Origin of the sequence: Rhizobium sp. SG570 (assembly GCF_012275345.1) — a bacterium.
In the GTDB taxonomy this organism is placed as follows: domain Bacteria; phylum Pseudomonadota; class Alphaproteobacteria; order Rhizobiales; family Rhizobiaceae; genus Rhizobium; species Rhizobium lusitanum.
Genome location: NZ_JAAZQI010000031.1, coordinates 15,546 through 36,458, shown reverse-complemented (window position 1 = coordinate 36,458; position 20,913 = coordinate 15,546). Strand labels below are relative to the sequence as shown.

At 58.1% G+C, this 20,913-nt stretch carries 22 protein-coding genes and 2 pseudogenes; 17 read left to right on the top strand and 7 right to left on the bottom strand.

The window, feature by feature from the left end; all coding sequences use genetic code 11:
• Window positions 1-20 precede the first annotated feature (20 nt).
• The 16 genes and pseudogenes from FHT28_RS33775 to FHT28_RS33705 all read left to right on the top strand — a co-directional run bounded on the left by FHT28_RS33775 (window position 21) and on the right by FHT28_RS33705 (window position 13,743).
• Entirely contained in the window at window positions 21-755 is a 735-nt protein-coding gene (locus FHT28_RS33775; protein ID WP_168598648.1) for an ABC transporter ATP-binding protein, read from the top strand.
• Complete coding sequence (locus FHT28_RS33770) at window positions 748-1,452, top strand: ABC transporter ATP-binding protein (protein ID WP_168598647.1); 705 nt, start codon at window positions 748-750, stop codon at window positions 1,450-1,452. The genes FHT28_RS33775 and FHT28_RS33770 overlap by 8 nt, the downstream gene beginning before the upstream one ends.
• A gap of 5 nt (window positions 1,453-1,457) precedes the next feature.
• Window positions 1,458-2,321, top strand: a complete 864-nt coding sequence (locus FHT28_RS33765) for a branched-chain amino acid ABC transporter permease (RefSeq protein WP_168598646.1) — start codon at window positions 1,458-1,460, stop codon at window positions 2,319-2,321.
• A 5-nt stretch (window positions 2,322-2,326) separates the two neighbouring features.
• Window positions 2,327-3,328, top strand: coding sequence for a branched-chain amino acid ABC transporter permease (locus FHT28_RS33760; protein ID WP_210255962.1), 1,002 nt, complete (start codon window positions 2,327-2,329; stop codon window positions 3,326-3,328).
• 92 nt (window positions 3,329-3,420) lie between these two features.
• Window positions 3,421-4,635 (top strand): MFS transporter, encoded by a 1,215-nt coding sequence (locus FHT28_RS33755; RefSeq protein ID WP_210255961.1) that lies wholly within the window; start codon window positions 3,421-3,423, stop codon window positions 4,633-4,635.
• Between the two features lie 82 nt (window positions 4,636-4,717).
• On the top strand, window positions 4,718-5,656 hold the full coding sequence (locus FHT28_RS33750) for a 3-keto-5-aminohexanoate cleavage protein (RefSeq protein ID WP_168598643.1): 939 nt from the start codon (window positions 4,718-4,720) through the stop codon (window positions 5,654-5,656).
• 34 nt (window positions 5,657-5,690) lie between these two features.
• The gene (locus FHT28_RS33745; RefSeq protein WP_168598642.1) at window positions 5,691-6,467 is read left to right on the top strand and encodes an IclR family transcriptional regulator; all 777 of its coding nucleotides are present in this window, start codon (window positions 5,691-5,693) and stop codon (window positions 6,465-6,467) included.
• Between the two features lie 24 nt (window positions 6,468-6,491).
• Window positions 6,492-8,444, top strand: a complete 1,953-nt coding sequence (locus FHT28_RS33740; protein WP_168598659.1) for an acetoacetate--CoA ligase — start codon at window positions 6,492-6,494, stop codon at window positions 8,442-8,444.
• 24 nt (window positions 8,445-8,468) lie between these two features.
• On the top strand, window positions 8,469-9,653 hold the full coding sequence (locus FHT28_RS33735) for an acetyl-CoA C-acetyltransferase (RefSeq protein WP_168598658.1): 1,185 nt from the start codon (window positions 8,469-8,471) through the stop codon (window positions 9,651-9,653).
• Between the two features lie 34 nt (window positions 9,654-9,687).
• Window positions 9,688-9,831, top strand: a complete 144-nt coding sequence (locus FHT28_RS33730) for a hypothetical protein (RefSeq protein WP_168598641.1) — start codon at window positions 9,688-9,690, stop codon at window positions 9,829-9,831.
• A 34-nt stretch (window positions 9,832-9,865) separates the two neighbouring features.
• A complete protein-coding gene (locus FHT28_RS33725) occupies window positions 9,866-10,855 on the top strand; it encodes an IS5 family transposase (protein WP_168598640.1) in 990 nt (329 codons plus the stop codon).
• 14 nt (window positions 10,856-10,869) lie between these two features.
• Window positions 10,870-11,727, top strand: a complete 858-nt coding sequence (locus FHT28_RS33720; protein WP_168598639.1) for an AraC family transcriptional regulator — start codon at window positions 10,870-10,872, stop codon at window positions 11,725-11,727.
• Window positions 11,728-11,859: 132 nt separating this feature from the next.
• Window positions 11,860-11,988: pseudogene (locus FHT28_RS36585) on the top strand (exodeoxyribonuclease III); the annotation flags it as partial.
• A gap of 157 nt (window positions 11,989-12,145) precedes the next feature.
• Window positions 12,146-12,505, top strand: coding sequence for a type II toxin-antitoxin system RelE/ParE family toxin (locus FHT28_RS33715; RefSeq protein ID WP_168598638.1), 360 nt, complete (start codon window positions 12,146-12,148; stop codon window positions 12,503-12,505).
• Complete coding sequence (locus FHT28_RS33710; protein WP_168598637.1) at window positions 12,495-12,818, top strand: DNA-binding transcriptional regulator; 324 nt, start codon at window positions 12,495-12,497, stop codon at window positions 12,816-12,818. Before FHT28_RS33715 ends, FHT28_RS33710 begins: the two co-directional genes overlap by 11 nt.
• A 170-nt stretch (window positions 12,819-12,988) precedes the next feature.
• Window positions 12,989-13,743 (top strand): IS5 family transposase gene (locus tag FHT28_RS33705; RefSeq protein ID WP_168598657.1). Its coding sequence is split into 2 segments (ribosomal slippage): window positions 12,989-13,322 and window positions 13,322-13,743, totalling 756 coding nucleotides; the frame shifts between segments, so codons are not numbered across the junction.
• A 24-nt stretch (window positions 13,744-13,767) separates the two neighbouring features.
• On the opposite strand, the gene FHT28_RS33700 is transcribed toward FHT28_RS33705, so the two are convergent.
• The 7 genes from FHT28_RS33700 to FHT28_RS33675 all read right to left on the bottom strand — a co-directional run bounded on the left by FHT28_RS33700 (window position 13,768) and on the right by FHT28_RS33675 (window position 20,533).
• Window positions 13,768-14,343 carry a TetR/AcrR family transcriptional regulator gene (locus FHT28_RS33700; RefSeq protein ID WP_168598636.1) on the bottom strand — a complete coding sequence of 192 codons (576 nt, stop codon included), beginning with the start codon at window positions 14,341-14,343 and terminating at the stop codon, window positions 13,768-13,770.
• Between the two features lie 14 nt (window positions 14,344-14,357).
• A complete protein-coding gene (locus FHT28_RS33695) occupies window positions 14,358-15,827 on the bottom strand; it encodes an amidase family protein (protein WP_168598635.1) in 1,470 nt (489 codons plus the stop codon).
• Between the two features lie 171 nt (window positions 15,828-15,998).
• Entirely contained in the window at window positions 15,999-16,901 is a 903-nt protein-coding gene (locus FHT28_RS33690; protein ID WP_168598634.1) for an alpha/beta hydrolase, read from the bottom strand.
• 17 nt (window positions 16,902-16,918) lie between these two features.
• A complete protein-coding gene (locus FHT28_RS33685) occupies window positions 16,919-17,788 on the bottom strand; it encodes an MBL fold metallo-hydrolase (protein WP_210255960.1) in 870 nt (289 codons plus the stop codon).
• A 99-nt stretch (window positions 17,789-17,887) separates the two neighbouring features.
• A complete protein-coding gene (locus tag FHT28_RS33680) occupies window positions 17,888-19,087 on the bottom strand; it encodes an MATE family efflux transporter (protein WP_210255967.1) in 1,200 nt (399 codons plus the stop codon).
• Window positions 19,039-19,359, bottom strand: a complete 321-nt coding sequence (locus tag FHT28_RS35970; RefSeq protein ID WP_210255959.1) for a hypothetical protein — start codon at window positions 19,357-19,359, stop codon at window positions 19,039-19,041. Before FHT28_RS35970 ends, FHT28_RS33680 begins: the two co-directional genes overlap by 49 nt.
• A gap of 217 nt (window positions 19,360-19,576) precedes the next feature.
• The gene (locus FHT28_RS33675) at window positions 19,577-20,533 is read right to left on the bottom strand and encodes an SDR family oxidoreductase (RefSeq protein ID WP_210255958.1); all 957 of its coding nucleotides are present in this window, start codon (window positions 20,531-20,533) and stop codon (window positions 19,577-19,579) included.
• Window positions 20,534-20,568: 35 nt separating this feature from the next.
• Between FHT28_RS33675 and FHT28_RS36580 the strand changes: the two are divergent.
• A pseudogene (locus FHT28_RS36580) lies at window positions 20,569-20,715 on the top strand (IS256 family transposase); the annotation flags it as partial.
• Window positions 20,716-20,913: the final 198 nt, after the last annotated feature.

The following is a 20,913-nucleotide window of genomic DNA, read 5'->3' as shown; positions in this document are numbered from 1 at the left end:
CCCAAAATCGAGAGAACACGATGCCAATCATAAAACTGGACACGGTAAGCAAGCGGTACGGCGCTCTCCAGGTCACTGACAAAGTCTCATTGTCAGTCGATCCGGGTGAGGCTGTGGGGATTATTGGGCCGAACGGTGCAGGAAAAACAACGCTCTTCAATCTGATCGCTGGAACGACACTGCCGGACAGCGGAACAATACACTTTGACGGCTCAGACGTGACGCGTGTTCCTGCGCGTAGCCGCTGTCACCGGGGTATCGGGCGCTCCTTTCAGATACCGCATCCATTTGTCGGCATGACAACCTACGAGAACGTATTGGTGGGTGCGACTTTCGGGGGCCGCGTGACCGAGGCGGCAGGAGCTGCGAAAGCGGTTGAGGTTCTGGAACTGACGGGACTGGCGAAAAAGGCAAATACCCTCGCCGGTCAACTCACCCTTCTGGAACGCAAGCGACTGGAGATGGCACGGGCGCTCGCTAGTTCCCCGAAGCTGCTTCTGCTGGACGAGATCGCTGGCGGGCTCACCGAGCCGGAGTGTGTTGAACTCGTCGCGGCCATTAAAAGCGTCCGGAAGGAAGGCGTGTCGATAATCTGGATCGAACACGTCGTTCACGCCTTGTTGGCGGTAGTCGACCGGATCGCAGTCATCGACTTCGGTCGCAAGATTGCCGACGGCGATCCAGCCGCGACCATGGCAAGCCCTGAGGTTACAGCGATCTACATGGGGATCGAAGGGGAGGCGGTTCATGCCTGAGGTTCTTCTGTCCACTCATGGTCTTCGGGCCGGGTATGGCGATTTCCAAGCGTTGTTCGGCGTCGATCTCACGCTTTGTCGCGGGGAGGTTTTGGCCCTTATCGGTGCAAATGGCGCCGGAAAAAGCACATTGCTGAAGGCTATAACGGGCTTGGTCCCCTGCCGAAGTGAGATGGTTCGCCTCCACGGCAAAGAGATTGGTGGTCAACGACCCGATCGGATTGCTCGTGGCGGGATAGCTCTCGTTCCCGAGGGGCGGCGCCTATTTCGTTCGCTAACCGTTGAAGAAAATCTCGTGATCGGCGGCGAAAGGGCACAGAAGGGAAAATGGTCCCTCGACCGTATCTATTCCCTTTTCCCGATCCTCGCCGAACGACGGAAGAATCCCGGTACGGCTTTGTCCGGCGGCCAACAGCAGATGGTAGCTATCGGGCGAGCCCTGATGGCTAATCCTGAGGTCATTCTATTTGACGAGATTTCGCTCGGTCTCGCTCCGGTGGTGATCAAGGATATCTACGCTGTGCTTCCGACCATCGTGGAAAGCGGCGTATCGGCGATCCTGGTTGAACAGGATGTCTCCCGAGCACTTTCCGTCGCTCATCGCTTCGTCTGCATGCAGGAGGGGAAAGTCTCTCTTGCCGGTGAACCATCTCAATTCAGCAGGGCCGAAGTCACGGCTGCTTACTTCGGGACCTGATCGCCATGGATTGGATAAACGCTATCATTCAAGGAATTTTGCTGGGCGGCCTGTACGCTCTGTTTGCAGCGGGCCTTTCGCTGATCTTCGGCGTCATGCGTCTGGTGAACATCGCTCACGGAGATCTCATCGTACTGGCCGCCTACGTTGCCTTGGTCATCGTGCAAGCAACAGGTCTACACCCGTTGGCTTCGGCTTTGCTGGTTGTCCCGATCATGGCTGTAATCGGATATGTGATGCAGCGCTTCTTGCTCAATCCGACAATCGGTAAAGACCTACTTTCACCGTTGCTGGTTACCTTCGGAATATCCGTACTACTGCAGAACGGGCTGCTCCTGGGCTTCACGGCCGACAGTCGGCGGTTGCCAGCCGGATCCCTTGAGACAGCAAGCTTCGAGGTGTTTTCAGGGCTCACAATCGGCCTGCTTCCACTCTTGATGTTCATCGTCTCGATCTTGGTGATTTTTGGTCTCGACAGGGTGTTCTTTCACACCTCACTCGGCCGCGCATTTCGAGCAACTTCCGACGATGGCGAAGTGGCACAGCTGATGATGATTGACCGTCGCCATATCTTCGGCATGGCCATGGCTCTTTCATTGGGCGTGGTCGCCATCGCGGGCATCTTCCTAGCAATTCGTACCAACTTCGATCCTGCGTCCGGCCCAACGAGACTGATCTTTGGTTTCGAAGCCGTAATCATTGGCGGGCTTGGAAACCTCTGGGGGACTCTCGCTGGAGGGATTGTGCTCGGTGTTGCCCAGGCAATCGGCGCCCAGATATCGCCGGGATGGCAAATCATCGCAGGTCACATCGTCTTCTTCATTGTGTTGGCCTTCAGCCCGCGCGGCCTTTTCCCGAGAATGGATTGACAGCCATGAGCTTCCGAATTGAACGATTTACTCGCGCCAGTCGCGCAACTTCGATTGTCGCATGCTGTGTGCTGGTTGCCCTGGTTGCCGCGCCGTGGCTTACGGGACGTGCCAACATCCGACTGCTTGGGGAGATGTTCTCGTTCCTCGCACTTGCCAGTCTGTGGAACCTGCTAGCTGGCTACTGCGGCCTAGTATCAGTCGGACAACAGGCCTTCGTGGGCTTCGGCGGATATATGCTCTTTGCGCTTGCCATATTCCTGGGCATGGATCCGCTGCTCGCAATTGTCGTGGCTGGTCTACTCGGCGCGATCATCGCTGTGCCGATCGGGACCCTGTTGTTCCGGCTCCATGGTGCATACTTTGCGATCGGCAGCTGGGTCTTTGCTGAAGTACTCCGGCTCTCGTTCGCACAGATTTCCTCGCTCGGCGGCGGCTCAGGTTCAAGCCTTCCCACCTCCATCATCACGGGGATCGCGAGCAGCAGAGAATGGCGTGAAATCTTGATCTATTGGACCGGTCTGGCTCTCGCCGTGATCGCCTTGATGTTCGTTGTACTCTTGCTCCGTTCAAAAATGGGGCTGGCCCTCACGGGATTGAGGGACAGCGAGATCGCTTCAGAAAGCCTGGGCATCAATGCCTGGCTCACGAAAATGACGGTGTATGTCAGCGTCGCAGGACTCACGACCATGGTTGGGTCTTTCATCTTCCTGCAGAAATTGCGCATCTCGCCCGATGCTGCCTTCAGCGTGAATGACTGGACTGCCTACGTGATCTTCATCGCCGTGATTGGCGGCATTGGCACCATCGAAGGGCCGATCATCGGGACCATCGTCTTCTTCTTGCTTCGCGAAACGCTGGCCGACTTGGGTACGACTTACCTGATGATCCTGGGTGCACTGGCAATCGTGATTATGTTGAAGGCACCCCGAGGAATCTGGGGGATCATAAGCGAAAGAGCAGGGATCTCGCTCGTGCCAATTCGCCGCCGCGTCGTCTTTCAATAACAATTTTTTTGGCCATGGAACGGGAGGTCTTTGCCTTGAGAAATACCAATGAACGAGTTGATGCGGTTGGTGCATCGAGTAGGTGGCACGTCATGGCGGCTTCATTTGCAAGCTATGCCTTCGACGCCATGGATTTCATGCTGCTCGCGCTTGCGCTGCCACTCATTATCAAGGAGTGGAACCTGACGCTTGCGGATGCCGGTCTGTTGGGGACGGCAGGGATGATTGGCGTCGGCCTCAGCAGCGTCGTCATCGGGTGGTACTCGGACAATTACGGGCGCAGAAAGGCGCTTATCATCAGCCTTCTTGTCTTCGGCCTGTTTACGGCTGCGGCTGCTCTAGCGCGTGGTTGGACGGATATGCTGATCTTGCGCTTCGTCGCCGGACTCGGGCTCGGCGGTGTGTGGGGTGTTGCCGCCGCATTCATCAATGAGACGTGGCCGAAGCACCTACGTGGGCGCGTGATCTCGTTTGTGTTGAGCGCATGGCCCATCGGCTTCGGTATTGCGGCGGTGCTCGCTCATTCGATCATGCCGAACTGGGGATGGCGCGTCCTTTTCCTCTGTGGCGGCGGGGCGATCATTACCGTCATTTACATTCTTTTCTTCGTTCCCGAGTCGCAGGTTTGGGCGGAGGAGGAGAAGAAATCCGCAGGCAATGCGACCAAACAACGTGCGTCCGTCGCAGAGATATTTTCGGGAGAACTTGGGCGGAAAACCATCCTGGGCACGATTGCGGCAAGCTGCGCCCTCGTAGGTTACTGGGGGACCAACACGTGGTTACCGACCTACCTGGTCCAAGAGCGTGGACTGGACGCCAGCCACATGACGACGTTCATCATTATGCTCAATGTCGGCATGTTCATTGGCTATCAGATCTTTGGCTTTCTTGCTGACAAGATCGGGCGGCGTACCTCGCTTCTCATTTGCTTTACGGGCGCGACGATCATGCTCCCGATCTACGCGTCAATCCACGACAACAACGTGCTGTTCTGGATGGGGCCGCTGTTGGCAATTTTCTTTGCCTATGCAGGTCCGTTCGGATCGTACTTCCCTGAGCTTTACCCAGCCCGTGTCCGTGGGACCGGTGCAGGCTTCTGCTTCAATGTTGGTCGCGGAATCTCGGCATTCGCTCCCTTCGTTCTCGGCCAAATCGGAACACGGTACGGCTTGGCGACGGGCATCGGACTTTGCGCGATTGGTTTTCTTGGGGCCGGTTTGACCATGCTCTTTCTCCCGGAAACCAGGAACGCTCTCACCTCAGTGGCGGATAGCGTCAACGGCTCTGAGGCGGCGCAGCAATCCTAGCGCAAGCGAGGGCGCGGGGCGGCTCAGTCGCCCCGCGCTACCAGAATTATGAGCGGCTGGTCCGCTTAAGAAGGGAACTAAGATGGCTGATCTATCGAAAAAAGTAATTATCACCTGCGCTGTGACGGGAGGCATCCACACGCCAACGATGTCGGATGCGCTCCCATTCACGCCCGATGACATCGCTAGGCAGTCCATCGAAGCGGCTGAGGCCGGTGCCTCAATTCTTCATCTGCACGCACGAGATCCAAACGATGGTCGTCCGACACCGGACCCAGCCGAGTTTATGCAGTTCCTGCCGCGCATCAAGCAAGCCACGGACGCGGTAATCAATATTACAACGGGCGGCGGCCTTAACATGACGGTAGAGGATCGCCTCGCAGCCCCTCTCGTGGCAAAGCCCGAAATGTGCTCATTGAACATGGGCTCCATGAACTTCGGCATCTATCCGCTGGCGGACCGCTACTCCAGCTGGAAGTATGAGTGGGAAGAGCCTTATCTGCGCGGCACAGACGATTTCATCTTCCGCAATACATTCCGTGACATCGAGCGGATTCTTAAGATACTCGGCGAGGAACACGGAACGAAGTTCGAGCACGAATGCTACGACGTTGGTCACCTCTACAATCTCGCCCACTTCGTCGACCGGGGTCTCGTGAAGGGGCCGTTCTTCGTGCAGATGATTTTCGGCATCCTTGGCGGGATTGGTCCTGAGCTGGACAATCTCATGTTCATGAAGCGCACTGCCGACAGACTGTTTGGTGATCAGTATCGCTGGTCGGTATTGGCTGCAGGACGCTTCCAGATGCCGTTCGCGACCCAATCGGCCATGTTGGGCGGTTCTGTTCGTGTCGGGCTAGAGGACTCCCTCTATATCGGACGTGGCAAGCTCGCGAATTCGAACGCCGAGCAGGTTGGCAAGATAAAGACAATCCTGCATGAACTTGGGCATGAGGTTGCGACCCCAGCGGAAGCTCGTCAAATATTGGGTCTTAAGGGCGGCGATCAGGTTGGGTTCTGACCCAGGTGCAGGCCGCAAGCAGTCGAGGTAGTTCATGACGGACGCATTTAAGAGCAACGATGACAGCCGTTCAGGCATTCAGGTGATCGCGCGAGCAGCGGCCATTCTGCGGAGCCTTAAAAATGAGAGTGACGGCTTAAGTCTTGGACAGATCGCTGACCGTGTTGGTTTGCCGCGTTCAACGGTGCAGCGCATCGTTGGCGCTCTTCAGGCAGAGCAATTCGTCATTGCGGCAAGCCCAGAACGAGGCATCCGCCTTGGACCGGAGATCGGTGCTCTTGCCGAATCGGCTCGCATCGACGTCCTCGAAATGCTTCGGCCCTACCTGGTGGATCTGGCACGCCGGACGAAGGAAACGGTCGATCTGGCTGTGTTCAGATCGAAACGCCTCGTCTTTGTGGATCAAATACCAGGGACGCACCGACTTCGAACGGTCTCCTTCGTGGGAGAGAGTTTCCCTCTTTGCGACTCTGCGAACGGAAAAGCCTGCTTGGCCAAACTGAGTGACAAGCAGGTTCTCGCAAGGTTGGCCGAGGAGCAGCCGTCAATCGCTGAAGACCCAACATTGCTCCAAGCCTACCAGGCTGAGATCGAGTCGATCCGGGAAACGGGCATTGCCTTCGACAGGGACCAACACACTGTGGGCATCTCTGCGGTGGGCGCGGCATTCTACGACCTACAGGGCGACCTCTACGCGATCTCGGTGCCCACGCCCAGTTCGCGTTTCCATTCACATGAAAAACTACTCACCGATGAACTGAGCCGCACGCTCGCACAGATAGTCGCGCTGGAGATTTTCCGGGCAGGCTAACCGGAACTCCAGAGGAGGAGATTGATGAAAGACAACTTGCCTTTGTGGACGCCGTCGGACCAGTTTCGGCGGTCAACGCCGATGTTTGCCTTCATGCAGGAAGCCAACCGTCGGTATTCTCAGGAATTGAATAGCTTTTCTGACTTGCACGCTTGGTCAATCAATAGCCGGGCTGACTTCTGGACGGCTGTTTGGGACTTTTGCGGCATCAAGGGAGATCGCGGCGAACGACCGTTGATCAATCCCGATCGGATGCTTGAGGCTTCGTTCTTTCCGGATGCGTCCCTTAATTTTGCTGAGAACCTGCTCTCAACCAGCGGAACAGGGGATGCCCTCGTTTTCCGAGGCGAGGACAAGGTTTCCTACCGCTGGTCGTGGGATCATCTTCATGAGGTGGTGTCGAAACTGCAGCAAGCATTGCGAGCGCTTGGCATTGGGGAAGGCGATCGCATCGCTGCCATGATGCCCAACCTTCCGGAGACTGTCGCCTTCATGCTCGCGGCGGCATCCATCGGCGCCATTTGGTCTTCGTGTTCGCCAGATTTCGGCGAACAGGGAGTTATGGATCGCTTCGGGCAGATCGAACCCAAGCTGTTCATCGCTTGCAGCGGCTATTGGTACAATAGCAAGCTTCAGAATATCGCCTCGAAAGTTGGCGCAATTGCCGGACGGCTTGGTGTCCCTACCGTAATCGTTCCGTACGCAGGTGGCGTTACCTCGGCTCTCGACGCCACGCCAGGGGCCCGGCTTCTTGAGGACTTCACCAAACCATATGGTGCGAAGCCTGTGGAATTCACACGTCTTCCGTTCTCGCACCCGCTTTTCATCCTTTTCTCGTCGGGAACGACCGGCGTACCGAAGTGCATTGTTCATTCGGCTGGCGGTTCCCTGCTTCAGCTCGTCAAGGAGCATCGGCTGCATTGCGGTGTCGTTCCCGGCGACAAGGTCTTCTACTTCACGACATGTGGCTGGATGATGTGGAACTGGCTTGTCGTGGGATTGGCGGCGGGTGCCACCCTCTGCCTCTATGATGGGTCGCCTTTTGCGCCCGACGGAAAGGTTTTGTTCGACTATGCGCAGGCGGAAGGCTTCGCGGTCTTTGGAACGTCGGCCAAGTATATAGACGCCGTCAGAAAGAGCGGACTGACGCCAATGACCTCGCACGACCTGTCGGCCCTACGATTGATGACATCGACAGGGTCGCCTCTCTCTCCCGAGGGGTTCTCGTTTGTGTATGAGGGGATCAAGAACAACGTCCAGCTGGCTTCCATTTCAGGGGGCACTGATATCGTCTCATGCTTCGTGCTGGGCAATCCATTATCGCCGGTGTGGCGAGGTGAGATTCAGGGGCCTGGGCTTGGACTCGCCATGGACGTCTGGGACGACCAGGGGCGACCCGTTCGACAGGAGAAGGGGGAGCTTGTCTGTACTACGGCCTTCCCGTCGATGCCGGTAATGTTTTGGAATGACCCAGGCAAGGCCAAGTACAAGGCAGCCTATTTCGAGCGCTTCGACAACCTATGGTGCCACGGTGACTTCGCAGAATGGACTGAGCACGACGGTCTGATCATCCATGGTCGCTCGGATGCAACCCTCAATCCCGGCGGGGTTCGTATCGGAACTGCTGAAATCTACAATCAGGTTGAGCAGCTTCCCGAGGTGGAAGAGGCCCTCTGCATCGGCCAAGACTGGGATGACGACGTCCGCGTTGTTCTGTTCGTCCGGCTTGCCTCCGGTGTGGACCTAGACGAGAGCCTCTCAAAGACGATCCGCGACAAAATTCGGATTGGAGCCTCGCCTCGGCACGTTCCCGCAAAAATCATCGCGGTTCCAGAGATTCCGCGAACAAAGTCCGGAAAGATAGTTGAACTCGCCGTGCGCGAGATCGTCCACGGACGGCCAGTCAAAAACATGGAAGCTCTCGCAAACCCCGAAGCGCTCGCTCATTTCGGAAACCGACCACAGCTTCGAACCTAATTCATATCAATCTTGGAGGATAAGATGGCTCAACCATCAATCGTTATCGCTAGCGCAGCCCGGACAGCAGTCGGTTCATTCAACGGAGCGTTCGCGAACGTCCCGGCGCATGAGTTAGGTGCAGCTGTCGTGAAAGCTGTCTTGGAGCGAGGAAGCGTCGACACCAGCGAAGTGAACGAAGTCATCCTTGGCCAGGTCTTGCAGGCGGGTGAGGGGCAGAACCCTGCACGTCAGGCTGCCATGAAAGCTGGGATTCCGCAGGAGGCAACCGCTTGGGGCGTCAACCAGGTGTGTGGCTCTGGCCTGCGGGCAATCGCCCTTGGGATGCAACAGATCGTCTTGGGAGATGCGAAGATCGTTGTCGCTGGTGGTCAAGAGTCTATGTCGTTGTCCCCGCACGTCGCACATCTGCGGGCAGGCACCAAGATGGGCGACCTCAAGATGGTCGACATCATGATCAAGGATGGTCTGACCGATGCCTTCTACGGCTATCACATGGGCATCACCGCTGAAAACGTCGCGCGGCAATGGCAGCTTTCCCGTGAGGTCCAGGATCAGTTCGCCGTCGCCTCACAGAACAAAGCTGAATCTGCGCAGATGGCTGGTCGTTTCAAGGACGAGATCGTTCCGTTCGTCATACAAGGCCGAAAAGGTGAGATCACTGTCGATGCTGACGAGTACATTCGGCACGGCGCAACGATAGACAGTGTGGCTAAACTGAAGCCCGCCTTTGACAAGGAAGGTACGGTCACGGCTGCAAATGCGTCCGGGATCAATGACGGTGCGGCTGCTGTTCTTCTGATGACGGAGGACGAGGCCGCTCGACGCGGTATCACGCCGCTTGCCCGGATCGTCTCGTGGGCAACGGCTGGCGTCGACCCCCGCCTAATGGGCACGGGCCCGATACCGGCTTCCCGCAAGGCATTGGAGAGGGCAGGTTGGTCGGTATCCGACCTTGATCTGGTGGAAGCGAACGAGGCTTTTGCGGCCCAAGCATGTGCCGTCAACAATGATCTCGGCTGGGATCCTGCCATCGTTAATGTCAACGGCGGAGCCATCGCTATCGGCCATCCGATTGGAGCGTCTGGAGCGCGTATCGCCAACACGTTGCTGTTCGAAATGAAACGCCGCAAAGCCCGCAAAGGCCTCGCAACGCTTTGCATCGGCGGCGGTATGGGCGTCGCTATGTGCATCGAATCATTGGCGTAAGCACCGAGGTATCATTGCGGAGGGAGGCCGTGTGATGAGCGAATTTTGGCAACAGTTACGGAAGTGGATTGCCGATTTAGGCGCAGCATTAGGCGGCGTTGATGCTGAGTACCTTATAAACGATAAGAACAGCTCAAATCAGCGTTGGTGCACGGATCCTTCATCGGCGGTGACGTAGTTGGCTCGGGTGGAAACAACGCGGCTGACTGAACATGCCTTTCAAATATAACGCCTGCCGCCGTCATCGTATCGGCAAGATGAAATTCAAGGTCACGAACTGGCGGGCGTACGAGACAGGCCTTCGTCGGCGCGGAAGTCTGACGCTTTGGGTGACGCCCGAGGCACTGTCGTCCTGGCGAGCGCCGAAGCGCACGACGCGCGGTGGCCAGCCGCGCTACTCCGATCTGGCGATCGAGACTGCCCTGACGCTGGGGCTGGTGTTCGACCTTCGGCTGCGTCAGACGGAAGGTTTCGTTACCTCGGTGCTGAAGTTGATTGGGCTGGATCTCGTCGTTCCCGATCACACGACCCTGAGCCGTCGTGCAAATAAACCGAGAGCGCCGAACAATCGGCACTCTGATCGCTTCCCTCAGAAAGGGCCCGTCCACGTCCTGATCGATAGCACAGGGCTGCAGATCTACGGCGCTGGCCAATGGCTGGAGGAAAAGCATGGTGTCAAATCCCGCAGGGGTTGGCGCAAACTGCACCTGGTGCTGGATGCCGACAGCGGCGACATCATTGCACATGTCATGACGGAACAAGGGGCCGGCGACGCCTCGCAGGTGGAGCCGCTGCTCGACCAGATTGACATGCCGATTGGTCAGTTCACGGCAGATGGCGCCACTGATGGCGATCCGACCTATGACACCATTACCAATCACAGTCCTGACGCGGCGGTGATCATTCCGCCACGCGCCAATGCGGTGGAACGGAAGGACGCCGATCTCCCCAGTCAACGAGCCCATCATATAGCCGCGATTAACGCCGACGGCCGGATGAAGTGGCAGGCCGCGACCAGCTACGGGAAACGATCTCTGGTCGAGACGGCGATCGGTCGCTACAAATCGATCATCGGACGGCGGCTGCGGGCACGTGCATTCGCAGCCCAGCAGACGGAAGTCGCCCTCGGCTGCGCAGTGCTCAATCGAATGCTGGCCTGCGCACGCCCGAAATCCGTCCGTTGTAAGATCGTCGCCGTCTAGCCACCGCATCAAAGATGGAATTCTGCTCTTTCAATGACCCGTGCACCAACGCCGACGCGATCGGCTTTCACATTCTTGCCGCCGGATCCTGCTGGATAGAATTCGACGGCCGACGAACCACCCTACGCGAAGGCGACATAGCGGCATTCCCGTTCAGCAGTCCGCATTTCATCGGAGCGGGCACGGGAGGGCAGATCTTCGATCCAGGCGGGGCGCTACCGCCGCCGCCCTGGTCCGAGACGCCGATCCTGCATTTCGGCGATTCCGACCGCGTGGTTCGCTTTCTCTGTGGCTATGTCCGTTGCGAGGCAATGCACTTTCTGCCCTTTCGCGAGGCGTTGCCGGAATTCAATCACGTCTCCACCGCCAATGAGGGCGACTGGCTCAGCGGTGTCGTCTCGCAAATCGTCCCGGAGGTGGACCATCCGCACAGCGGCGGAATGGCGATCCTGGAGCGCCTTACCGAGATCATTTTGCTTGAAGTCCTGCGCCGGCAGCTTTCCGCCGAGCCGAACCGCACGACCGGCTGGCTGGCTGCCATTCGGGATCCGGTCGTCGGCAGATGCCTGCAACTCATTCATGGCGATCCTCTCTGTCCATGGACGTTGAAGGACCTGATGAATGAAGTGGGGGCCTCCCGGAGCGTTCTTTCCGAGCGTTTTCAGAACATCCTCGGAACCGGACCGATCTCCTATATGCGCGATTGGCGGCTTTTCCTAGCAAGGGAGCAACTACTCCAGGGAGACCAGGCGATCAGCATCATTGCGTTCAACGCAGGATATTCCTCTGAAGCCGCGTTCAACCGCGCCTTTGTCCGCGCGAACGGAATGCCGCCCGCCGCGTTCCGAGCCAACCATCGTAAGCGTGCCTGAGCGCTTCCCTGCTGCATGGAATGAAAGTTGCTTTTCACTGGGATTTGCCCCCGCTTCCGCTGATTACAAACCGAAAACGAGCCCGACTTCCGATCGAGCACCCGGTTTGCTATCCGCGGTAGCTATTTTTGCAAACTCCGCTGGTTCGGGCGGCTGCATTCCTACGCGGCGGAACTGTTCGAGCTCGATGTGCCCGTCGCCCTTGTCGGAGACTTCAACGTCATGCCGACCGATCTCGACGTATACAAGCCGGAGCGCTGGCGAGGCGTTGCCTTTTTTCGCGGCAGCAGTCCTTTGATGGCACCTGCCGCAAGACAAGGCTGCCCTTACTGCCCGAATTCTGAGAATCAGGTATGGAAAACCACATAGTTCTCTCCCCATACCTTGATGGATATAGCACTTAGTGCTATATAATCCGATGTCAGACAGAGTGTTCAAAACAGCATGGTTCGCCAAGGCGGCAAAGAAGGCGCGCATTTCCGACAAGGCTTTGTCGGCGGCAATCCGCCAAGTCGCTCTTGGGCAGGCCGACGATCTTGGAGGTGGCGTCTTCAAGAAGCGTCTTAACGACAACATGCATCGTTCGATCGTTCTGGCCAAGGCAGGCGAGTTCTGGGTGTTCGCCTATCTCTTCGCAAAGAAGAATCGAGCGAACATTGACGACGACGAGCTTCTGGCGTTCCGGAAGCTCGCTGACCTCTACCGCCGCAAGACGAAAACTGATCTCGAGGCGGAACTTGAGACCGGCACCCTTTTGGAGATAGACCATGGCAACTAATCGAAAGTTCAAAAGCGATGCCTTCGAGGCAATCCACAGTGCTGTCGAAGGCATGTACGCGGCTGGGACCATCGATAAGGAAACGATGCGGACATTCGACAACGATTGTCTTGTGGTCCCGTCTGAACTCACGCCAGAGGAGATCAAGGCCCTTCGTGAAAAGAACCACGTCAGCCAGCCCGTGTTCGCGCGCTATCTGAACACCAGTCAGTCGACGGTGCAAAAGTGGGAGACTGGCGCCAAACGGCCTAGCGGGCCTGCGCTGAAGCTGCTTGCGCTCGTGAAGAAGCACGGGCTTCAGATGCTAGCGTGATCGAAGATCCATTCCACTCGCGAATTCGATTGTTCGTTTCGCTCTTGAAAGGAAGCGAACCGGCGAAACAGTCTTTTGCCAATAGGCCGTTGAAGCGATGCAGGCGACTAGGCTCAGGACCTATTAATTTGGATTGAGATGTGATTCAGGGTTTCCGGAAGGAGATTATGATGAGTGATTTGTTTTTGCTGAGCGAGGGCCAGATGGCTCGTATTGGGCCGCATTTTCCGCTTGCGCACGGTGTACCGCGCGTCGATGATCGCCGTGTTGTCAGCGGGATTGTCTACGTCATCAAGCATGGCCTGCAATGGAAGGACGCACCAAAGGACTATGGGCCGCACAAGACGCTCTATAACCGTTTCATCCGCTGGAGCCGGCTTGGCGTGTTCGACCGCATCTTCGCAGCGCTGGCCGGTGCAGGTCCCAGGCCCGAGCGCATTATAATCGACGCCACGCACCTGAAAGCACACCGGACGGCGGCGAGCTTGCTCAAAAAGGGGATGTTCCCCGTCGTATCGGGCGAACCAAAGGTGGATTGAATTCCAAACTGCACACTGTCTGCGATGGCGAGGGACGCCCGATTATCATGCTGCTCAGCGAAGGCCAGATGAGCGACCATAAGGGGGCACGCCTTATTCTGGATGTCCTGCCACCAGCCAGAACGTTGATTGGAGACCGGGGCTACGACAGCACGGCGTTCCGGGAAGCCTTGCTGGCAAAAGGCATCGAACCCTGCATCCCTTCGAGCCGAAGCAGAAAGGTGCCATACTCATACGACAAGCAACTTTACAAGAAGCGCCACAGGGTCGAGAACCTCTTCGCCAAGCTCAAGGACTGGCGGCGCATCGCAACCCGATACGACCGATGCGCCCATACCTTCTTCTCAAGCATATGCATCGCCGCAGCCGTCATCTTCTGGCTGTGATTTAACGAGTCCTGAGCCTAGACCTCAGGGCCCCCTTGCAAGCAGCATCGCCGCCTGGACACCACCCTCCAAAATCGCTTCAGCGGCAACAGGATCTGCCACGGCCCGTGCGTATTGAAGCGTGCCAACCATGAGCGTAAAAATCGCAGTTGCTCGTTGATGCGCGACAGCAGCATCGGAAATTGCAATGAGAGGCGTCAACACTGCGAGATAACTGTTTATCCCGTCTTCATATGTCTGTCTGGTCGACAGAGGCTGGCGCGAGATTTCGGGTAAAAGAGAGGCCGACGGACACCCACATGCGGGACTGTTCAGGTGACCCATGCTGAGATAGGTCCGAAGCACGCCCTCAAGGTCGCGCCCGGATCGCACGCTCTCTTCAACCCGTTCCTGCTGCTCGCCCACCGCAGATGATACCGCCTCGCGAACAAGCTCCTCCTTCGACTTGAAGTGGGGATAGAAGGCGCCATTGGTCAGCCCAGCCTCCTTCATGATGCCGGCGATGCCGGCTGCTTCAATTCCCTCCTTGCGAAACTGCTTCGACGCGACCGCAAGGATGTGCCGCCGTGTCTCCGCCTTATGCCCCTTCTCGAACCGCATCTTTCCTTCCTCGCTCAATCGATCGCGCTGCCAGCTAACACACCTTCGATGCGGTGTGCGAGACCCAGAAGATGTCGATCGCCATTAGCCGGAGCGTCCAGTTCAATGCCGATCGGCAGGCCACCGCGCGAGGTGCCCGCCGGAATGCTGATGCCAGGCAGGCCTAGCAGGCTTGCCACCAACGTATGGTTTGCCAGAACCAGATCGTTGACCTCCCTTTCTCCTATCAGGAACTTCGCCTGCTGTTCGATGAGCGGCGCCGTGCAGGGCGTGGTCGGTTGCAAAATCGCTTGTGCTCCGTGTTCGGCAAAGGCCGCATTAAGACGCCGTTGAACTTTAGGCCTGCTGACAGTGAGTGCGTCCTGATAGGTTTCCGGCGAGGTCGCGCCGCCGCCGTCCGGGAGGATCATGTAGCGCCATGCCCCTTGCAATTCCGGCTTAAGGCTGTCGACAACTCCCTCAAAGATCAGCGGAACATCGTGTTGTCGGAGAAATTCAGAAAGTGCGCCCATCGTCTCATGGAACATGATGCTCCAGGTTGCGGAACTGGCCAAACCGCTGAAATCGTCGCCGAGGTCGACCTCGATTATCTCGGCGCCGGCACCCCGCAGTTGCTTCACCACTTCGCGGAAGCGCGTCTCGAGGTCCTGATCAATCAGATCGAGAAACTGCCGAGGCGCATAAACCAGCCGAACGCCTTTGAGGCCACTGACTTCAGTCGAGAGATCCGGGACCGAACCGCCGGTGACGACCTGGTCTACGAGCGCGCAGTCCGCCACGCTGCGTGCGATCACACCCGTCGTATCAAGCGTATGCGAGATCGGCGCGACGCCGCCGCGCGGCCATCGGCCCGTCGTCGGTTTGAAACCGACCACACCACATAGCGACGCTGGAACGCGGATCGATCCAATGGTGTCGCCGCCTAAGGATGCCGGCACGATGCCGGCGGCCACCGATGCAGCTGAACCGCTGGACGAACCACCCGAGACCCGATCACGCGACACGGGGTTCTTCACTTGGCCGAAGGCAGCGTTATGGCCAGTGAGCCCGAAAGACACCTCCACGAGGTTATTCTTACCGAATAGCAAAGCACCGGCGTCCTTGATGGCGCGTACGGCGTCCGCGTCTTCCCGCGGGATGAAATTGGCGAGCGGCTCAAGTCCGAGGCTCGTCGGCAGGCCCCTTGTCAGGTAGCTGTCCTTGACGCCGAGCGGAACTCCTAGGAGCGGAGCCAACGCGCCAGCGGCTCTTGCCTTGTCCGCTGCACGGGCGGCGTTAAGAACCTCGGCTTCATCGATGATGATGAACGCGCTCAGGGCCGCCTCCGCCCGAGCTCGTTCTAACAGGGCGGTGGCATAGGCCTCCGAACTCACGTCGCCGCTGCGGATTGCCCGAGCGGCGGCGGCGAGCCCGAGGGCGGCGAGGTCCGCGGCCTCCGATGGCGTGGAATTAGATGAATGTGTCACGTTATCGATGGTGGACATTTTTCCTCGCAAGCCGGAGCTTTCATCCGGACTAATATAAAATTTTGATCGTAATATAGATCTACGATCATTGGGATTTCGGTTGTAACCAGTTCGTGGAGCCGCGTTTCGACAACTCCTCGAGCGTGGTGGTTAAGTGGATCGAGGCCTTGAACGACTCGCTCCGACCCGTCATGACTTCAGGAATTCTAGTATTCGCTTCGCCACTTCTTCAGGCTGCTCTAGATGCAAGAAGTGCCCGACCCCGGGCAGAACGATCTTTTGCAGTCCCTTGCTGAACACTGCCTCTATGCCGTCGCTGAGGTCCGGCGACATGCAATTGTCTTGTGCACCGTGGAGGTAAAGCGAGGGCACCTGGATCAGGCAGCTGGCCCGCGCCTCGAGGTCCTGAGTGGCTATATCTGCAGAGGGCGCAGCAAACAGCTGCCGATAGTAGCTAAGCGTTTGCGACAACACCCCCGGCTCGGCAAACATCGCGTGCAGCGCGGCGCGGTCCTCCAAGGACAGGACAAAGCCCGGCGACCACTCGCGCCAGAGCCGATCGATGAAGGCATAGTCGTCAAGTGGTACGGCGACTTCCGCAAGCTGCGTCTGGAAGAAGAACATGTACCAGCTGCGACGCTGCTGGTCGCCGTTCGCCACAAACGCTCTACCCAGTTGGGGACCGTGCGGGACCGCGAGGCCAACCAGCTTGCGTACGCGCGTCGGATCCAAGCTTGCCGCCGCATAGACCGCACGCGCCCCAAAGTCATGTCCGATCAGATCGGCGTCTGTGCGTCCGAGGGAGGAGATGAGGGCAAGAACAGCAAGGCCCGTTGCAGCGGCCCGATAGGAGCCGTCCGGCGCACCACCGCCTGGCCAAAAGCCGCGCATGAAAGGGGCTACGGCCCAATACCCCGCATCTGCCAGCAGCTTGAGAAGGGGAATCCAACTTCGCGCGTGATCAGGGAAACCGTGCATGCAAAGCACCAGGGGACCAGAACCCGCTTCCAGCACAGGAAAGTCGAGATTGTTGGCCCGGACGGTTCTCTGACGGATGCCGTCCGGGAGGAGAGTTGAAGATGTCTTTGGCATGATTGCGGCCTCCGCTTTCACGAATGTGCTGACCGACGCGCCTCTTCCGGCGCAAACGCAAATCCGTCCCCTCGGGTGCGGATACGGCCGGCGTGAGGAACCCCGAAATGGGCCGGGAACAAAAGGCTGTTGTGTTCTGCGGCATGGTTCAGCACCCGCAGGCGCGTCTTCACTGCGAGCTCCGAGTCCAGGCAGACCCGGCTATTCCAGGTTGGCTGATAAACCTGGATTGGGTTATGCATGACATCGCCGATGAACAGAGCTTCGTCCGTGCCGCCTTGCAACCGAAGCAGGACCTGACTGGGTGAGTGTCCGGGTGCGGGTTCGATTAGAAGGTTGTCGCCAAGCTGGTCGGTCATGCTGACGACCTGATCCTGCTTTGCCGCGATTATCGGTAGCACTGAGTCCGCGAAGACATCGCGTGGCTCCTCGGGCAAATGCGGGTTGTTTGCGGGGTCCCAGAAATCTAGTTCTTCCCTGGAGAAGACGTATTTCGCATTCGGGAAGGTGGGTACCCAGCGGCCGTCGAGCAGGCGCGTGTTCCACCCGACATGGTCGACGTGTAGATGGGTGCAAAGGACATAGTCGATGTCCTCGGGCGCTACGCCGGCGCATCTCAGGCGGTCGAGGTAAGGTGTTGCGAGCTGATGGAAGTGCGGCGACCCAGGTCGCTGCTTGGCGTTTCCGCAGCAGGTGTCCACGAGAATATTGTGGTGCGGCGTCTGGATCAGCCAGGAATGGACCGACATGATGAATTGATCCGTCGCCGGCGCGTAGAAGTTGGGCGCCATCCACTCAAGATGTTCCTCGAGCACGGCTTGATCGAAGCTCGCCAGCAATTCGCTGGGTCGGAAAGCAGGACCTAAGAGTTCCTCGATCCGGGTCACGGTCGCCTCACCAATGCGCCATGTGGCGGGGGATGCCTGTGTCATGTGATGTCCTTGAATGCTTGCAATGGATGGGACCGAGGCCGGGCGGGTCGACGGTTATGTTGACTTCGCAGCCACGCCGGCTTTCTCTCCTTCTGAAGGCCACATGGCGCCGGTAAGAGCGGCAGCCGCGCAAATGGCGGCCGCGGCCGTCAAGGCGAAAGCGATGATTGCGAACAGGCCTGCCTCAGAAGCGTCGAAGACCACGACGGCGAGCCACCCACCGCCAGCCGCGATAACAAGTCGAACCGCGCCGGCTATGAAGACCCAGCCCATGCGACCGGCGCCTTGTGCGGCAAAGCTCAGTGCGAAGATGATCCCGTTGGCGGCGTAAAAGGGTGCGACAATCCTGAAGTACAACGACCCCGTTTCCAGCACGGCGGCATCGTGCGAGAATATCTCGATCCATAGCCAGGGAACGAACGCAACGATAAGCCCGACGATCTCCGTGAAAGCCAGACTGACGGCGGATCCGAACCAGGCGATCTTCTTTGCCCTTGCGATGTGGCCAGCCCCGACATTCGTGCCGACCATGGTGAGGATCGCTGTGCCGAGGCCGAACAAGATCGGGATGAGCACGTAATCGAGCCGGGAAGCCGTCCCATAGCCTCCGATCGCATCGACGCCGAAGCGGCTGACAGCTGCGGTGACGAGCAGAACCATCAGGTTCAACTGAATGGTGTTGAGCGCGGCAAGCAAACCGACTTTGAGGATGTCCCGAAACATGGACCAGCGCAGTCTGTCGCGCGTCAGGCGCAGTCCTGAGTTGCCGCTGGCCATGTAGCGCAGCATTACAACAGCCGCCCCGCAGTAAAAGAGCGTTACGGCGATGCCGGCTCCGGCGACGCCGAACCCTTCAAATGGTCCGATACCGAAGATGAGCGCGGGGGAAAGTGGGACGAGCACAGCCGCGCCGACGAAGGTCACCAATGCAGGAACCCGCACGTTGCCGATACCGCGAAGTGCTGCGGACAGAAGATTGACGATCCAGATCGGAACAGCGGCCAGGAAGATAAAGTTTGAGTACACGAGCGCTGAATGCAGGGCCGCGCCCGATCCTCCTAAGGCCAGATAGAGCTTACTGCCTAACCCAATGGTGAGGACCGAGAACAACAAGCCAAAGACCACAGCGATTGCGAGTGTATGCAGAACAAGCGCGTTCGCATCCTCATGCCGGCCGGCGCCTGCGGCGCGCGCAACGGCTGAGGCTACGCCCCACCGATCCCGCCAGCGGCCATCATTGTCATCAGCATCCAGACAGGGAACACCAATGCCACGCCGACGAGCGCATCCGTTCCAAGTCGCGAGACGTAGAAGGTCTCCGCGACGTTCACGAGAGTCTGGGCGATCAGCACGACGACCGTTGGGAGCGCAAGGCGCATCATCGTCTTGAAGATTGGGCCATGCAGCATCGCCTCACGTGCCCGGAGCTTAGCTGCATTTTGCCCGATTGCTGACGATCCGGGCTTTGCGTTCGCAGCTCCCAGACCCCCTGCAGCACTTTGCTTCGAACTCGCGCCTTGATCCATTTGAATTCTCCTTGAATGCGCTCTCAGCTCACGGTTGGGCCATCGCTCAAGGCGGACTCGAGCGGGCTATTTTTTGAACTGAAACTGGTGGGGGCGGCCGACAGTGTGTCAGGCGCCAGGAAACTGTGCGAGCTTGCCGAACGGTGCTTCGATCGGCGCCTGTGCGGATGGTGAAGACGAGCGAAGCCTCTTCCTCACCAGCAAGAAGCGCCAAGAACTAAGTTGTCGCGGCGGTCTGGCGATAGCGCGGTGCGGGTTGACCTGCAGCAAGCGAGCCCCAAAGGCTCTGACGAGCGTTCTCGTAGGCTTTCCAGCTCTCTTCATCGGCGACTGTCGGCAACGTGAGGACTTCGCCCTTGTCGAAACCGACGAGAGCCGCGGTCACAAGGTCTTCAGGGCTCATAATCATCGAGCGCGGGACAACGCTTTCTGGAACCCCACTGCGTCCCCACATCTCGGTGTCGGTCGGCCCAGGCAAAACCGCCTGAAATCGCACGCCGGCATCTTTGGTTTTGCCCGCCAGCGACAGAGTTAGGTTGATGAGGTGGCTTTTAGTGCCACTATAGGCGCCATCGAACATCTCGGGAGCAAAAGCTGTAACCGAGCTGATGTTGACAACGCCGCCCCTGCCCCGCTTGCTAAAGGCCTTAGCGGCTGCGACGGAAAGGAGTGTCGGTGCGGTGATGTTGACAGCGATCATCGCCGCCGCCTCGTCAAGGCCACTCTGGAGGACACCGCCCTGGAGACTTAAACCGGCGTTGTTGACGAGAAAGGCGATCGTCGGATCATCCGTAATACGCTCGGCGAGCTTTATCACTTCATCAGACCGAGAAAGATCGGCAACGACAACCTCGACCTTACGACCAGTATCCTGGCTGATCCGGCTCGCATTCGCTTCGAGTCTCTCCGCGTTTCTTGCCACCGCAATCACGTCATATCCCCGTTCGGCCAGCTTCCGGGCATAAACAGCACCGATCCCCGTTGATGCTCCTGTAACGACTGCTTTCTGAACTGTTTCGGTCATGAAACCCTCACGATAAATGTGGTGATGCAGAACGCCGGATCCATGATGAAAGCCGGTCATTAAATTACAGTCATAATATAAAAATACGATCGTAATGCAATAGGCGATTAAAGTTTTTTCGCTCCATTTTGGCGTAATATTGCCCTGCAACCCGCATCCGCCTGGTTATGGGCGATTTGCTACGCATTGCCACGGCGTTTGCTCACGACACACCGGAGGCCGCAAGCACGCAGTGGCGCAACATCGCCGAACAGATCAGGCTGAAGGTATCGAAGCTCGCTAGTCTCATGGACAGCACCGAGCAGGACGTGCTCGCCTACATGACCTTTCCCAAAGCAGCGTTGAAGCCCTGGCACTCCGCTCCTATGCGGCTATCCACCAGGTGGCGGCCGGCATTCGAGATGAGAGCTTTAATTGTGGTGGTTCGCATCATTGGGCGCGCTTACTCGCCTCATTTGGACATGAGGCAAAAATGATCGCGCCACGACTCGCCAAGCAATGGGTAGCGTCGGATTAACGTCTCTGTGGTG

Bases quoted from the DNA above. Each gene is read 5' to 3' on its own strand.
- FHT28_RS35970 (WP_210255959.1), bottom strand. From the start codon at position 19,359: ATGGATCAAGGCGCGAGTTCGAAGCAAAGTGCTGCAGGGGGTCTGGGA.
- FHT28_RS33695 (WP_168598635.1), bottom strand. From the start codon at position 15,827: ATGTCCACCATCGATAACGTGACACATTCATCTAATTCCACGCCATCG.
- FHT28_RS33735 (WP_168598658.1), top strand. From the start codon at position 8,469: ATGGCTCAACCATCAATCGTTATCGCTAGCGCAGCCCGGACAGCAGTC.
- FHT28_RS33755 (WP_210255961.1), top strand. From the start codon at position 3,421: ATGGCGGCTTCATTTGCAAGCTATGCCTTCGACGCCATGGATTTCATG.
- FHT28_RS33760 (WP_210255962.1), top strand. From the start codon at position 2,327: ATGAGCTTCCGAATTGAACGATTTACTCGCGCCAGTCGCGCAACTTCG.
- FHT28_RS33710 (WP_168598637.1), top strand. From the start codon at position 12,495: ATGGCAACTAATCGAAAGTTCAAAAGCGATGCCTTCGAGGCAATCCAC.
- FHT28_RS33715 (WP_168598638.1), top strand. From the start codon at position 12,146: ATGTCAGACAGAGTGTTCAAAACAGCATGGTTCGCCAAGGCGGCAAAG.
- FHT28_RS33730 (WP_168598641.1), top strand. From the start codon at position 9,688: ATGAGCGAATTTTGGCAACAGTTACGGAAGTGGATTGCCGATTTAGGC.
- FHT28_RS33775 (WP_168598648.1), top strand. From the start codon at position 21: ATGCCAATCATAAAACTGGACACGGTAAGCAAGCGGTACGGCGCTCTC.
- FHT28_RS33700 (WP_168598636.1), bottom strand. From the start codon at position 14,343: ATGCGGTTCGAGAAGGGGCATAAGGCGGAGACACGGCGGCACATCCTT.
- FHT28_RS33745 (WP_168598642.1), top strand. From the start codon at position 5,691: ATGACGGACGCATTTAAGAGCAACGATGACAGCCGTTCAGGCATTCAG.
- FHT28_RS33690 (WP_168598634.1), bottom strand. From the start codon at position 16,901: ATGCCAAAGACATCTTCAACTCTCCTCCCGGACGGCATCCGTCAGAGA.
- FHT28_RS33765 (WP_168598646.1), top strand. From the start codon at position 1,458: ATGGATTGGATAAACGCTATCATTCAAGGAATTTTGCTGGGCGGCCTG.
- FHT28_RS33740 (WP_168598659.1), top strand. From the start codon at position 6,492: ATGAAAGACAACTTGCCTTTGTGGACGCCGTCGGACCAGTTTCGGCGG.
- FHT28_RS33750 (WP_168598643.1), top strand. From the start codon at position 4,718: ATGGCTGATCTATCGAAAAAAGTAATTATCACCTGCGCTGTGACGGGA.
- FHT28_RS33720 (WP_168598639.1), top strand. From the start codon at position 10,870: ATGGAATTCTGCTCTTTCAATGACCCGTGCACCAACGCCGACGCGATC.
- FHT28_RS33770 (WP_168598647.1), top strand. From the start codon at position 748: ATGCCTGAGGTTCTTCTGTCCACTCATGGTCTTCGGGCCGGGTATGGC.
- FHT28_RS33725 (WP_168598640.1), top strand. From the start codon at position 9,866: ATGCCTTTCAAATATAACGCCTGCCGCCGTCATCGTATCGGCAAGATG.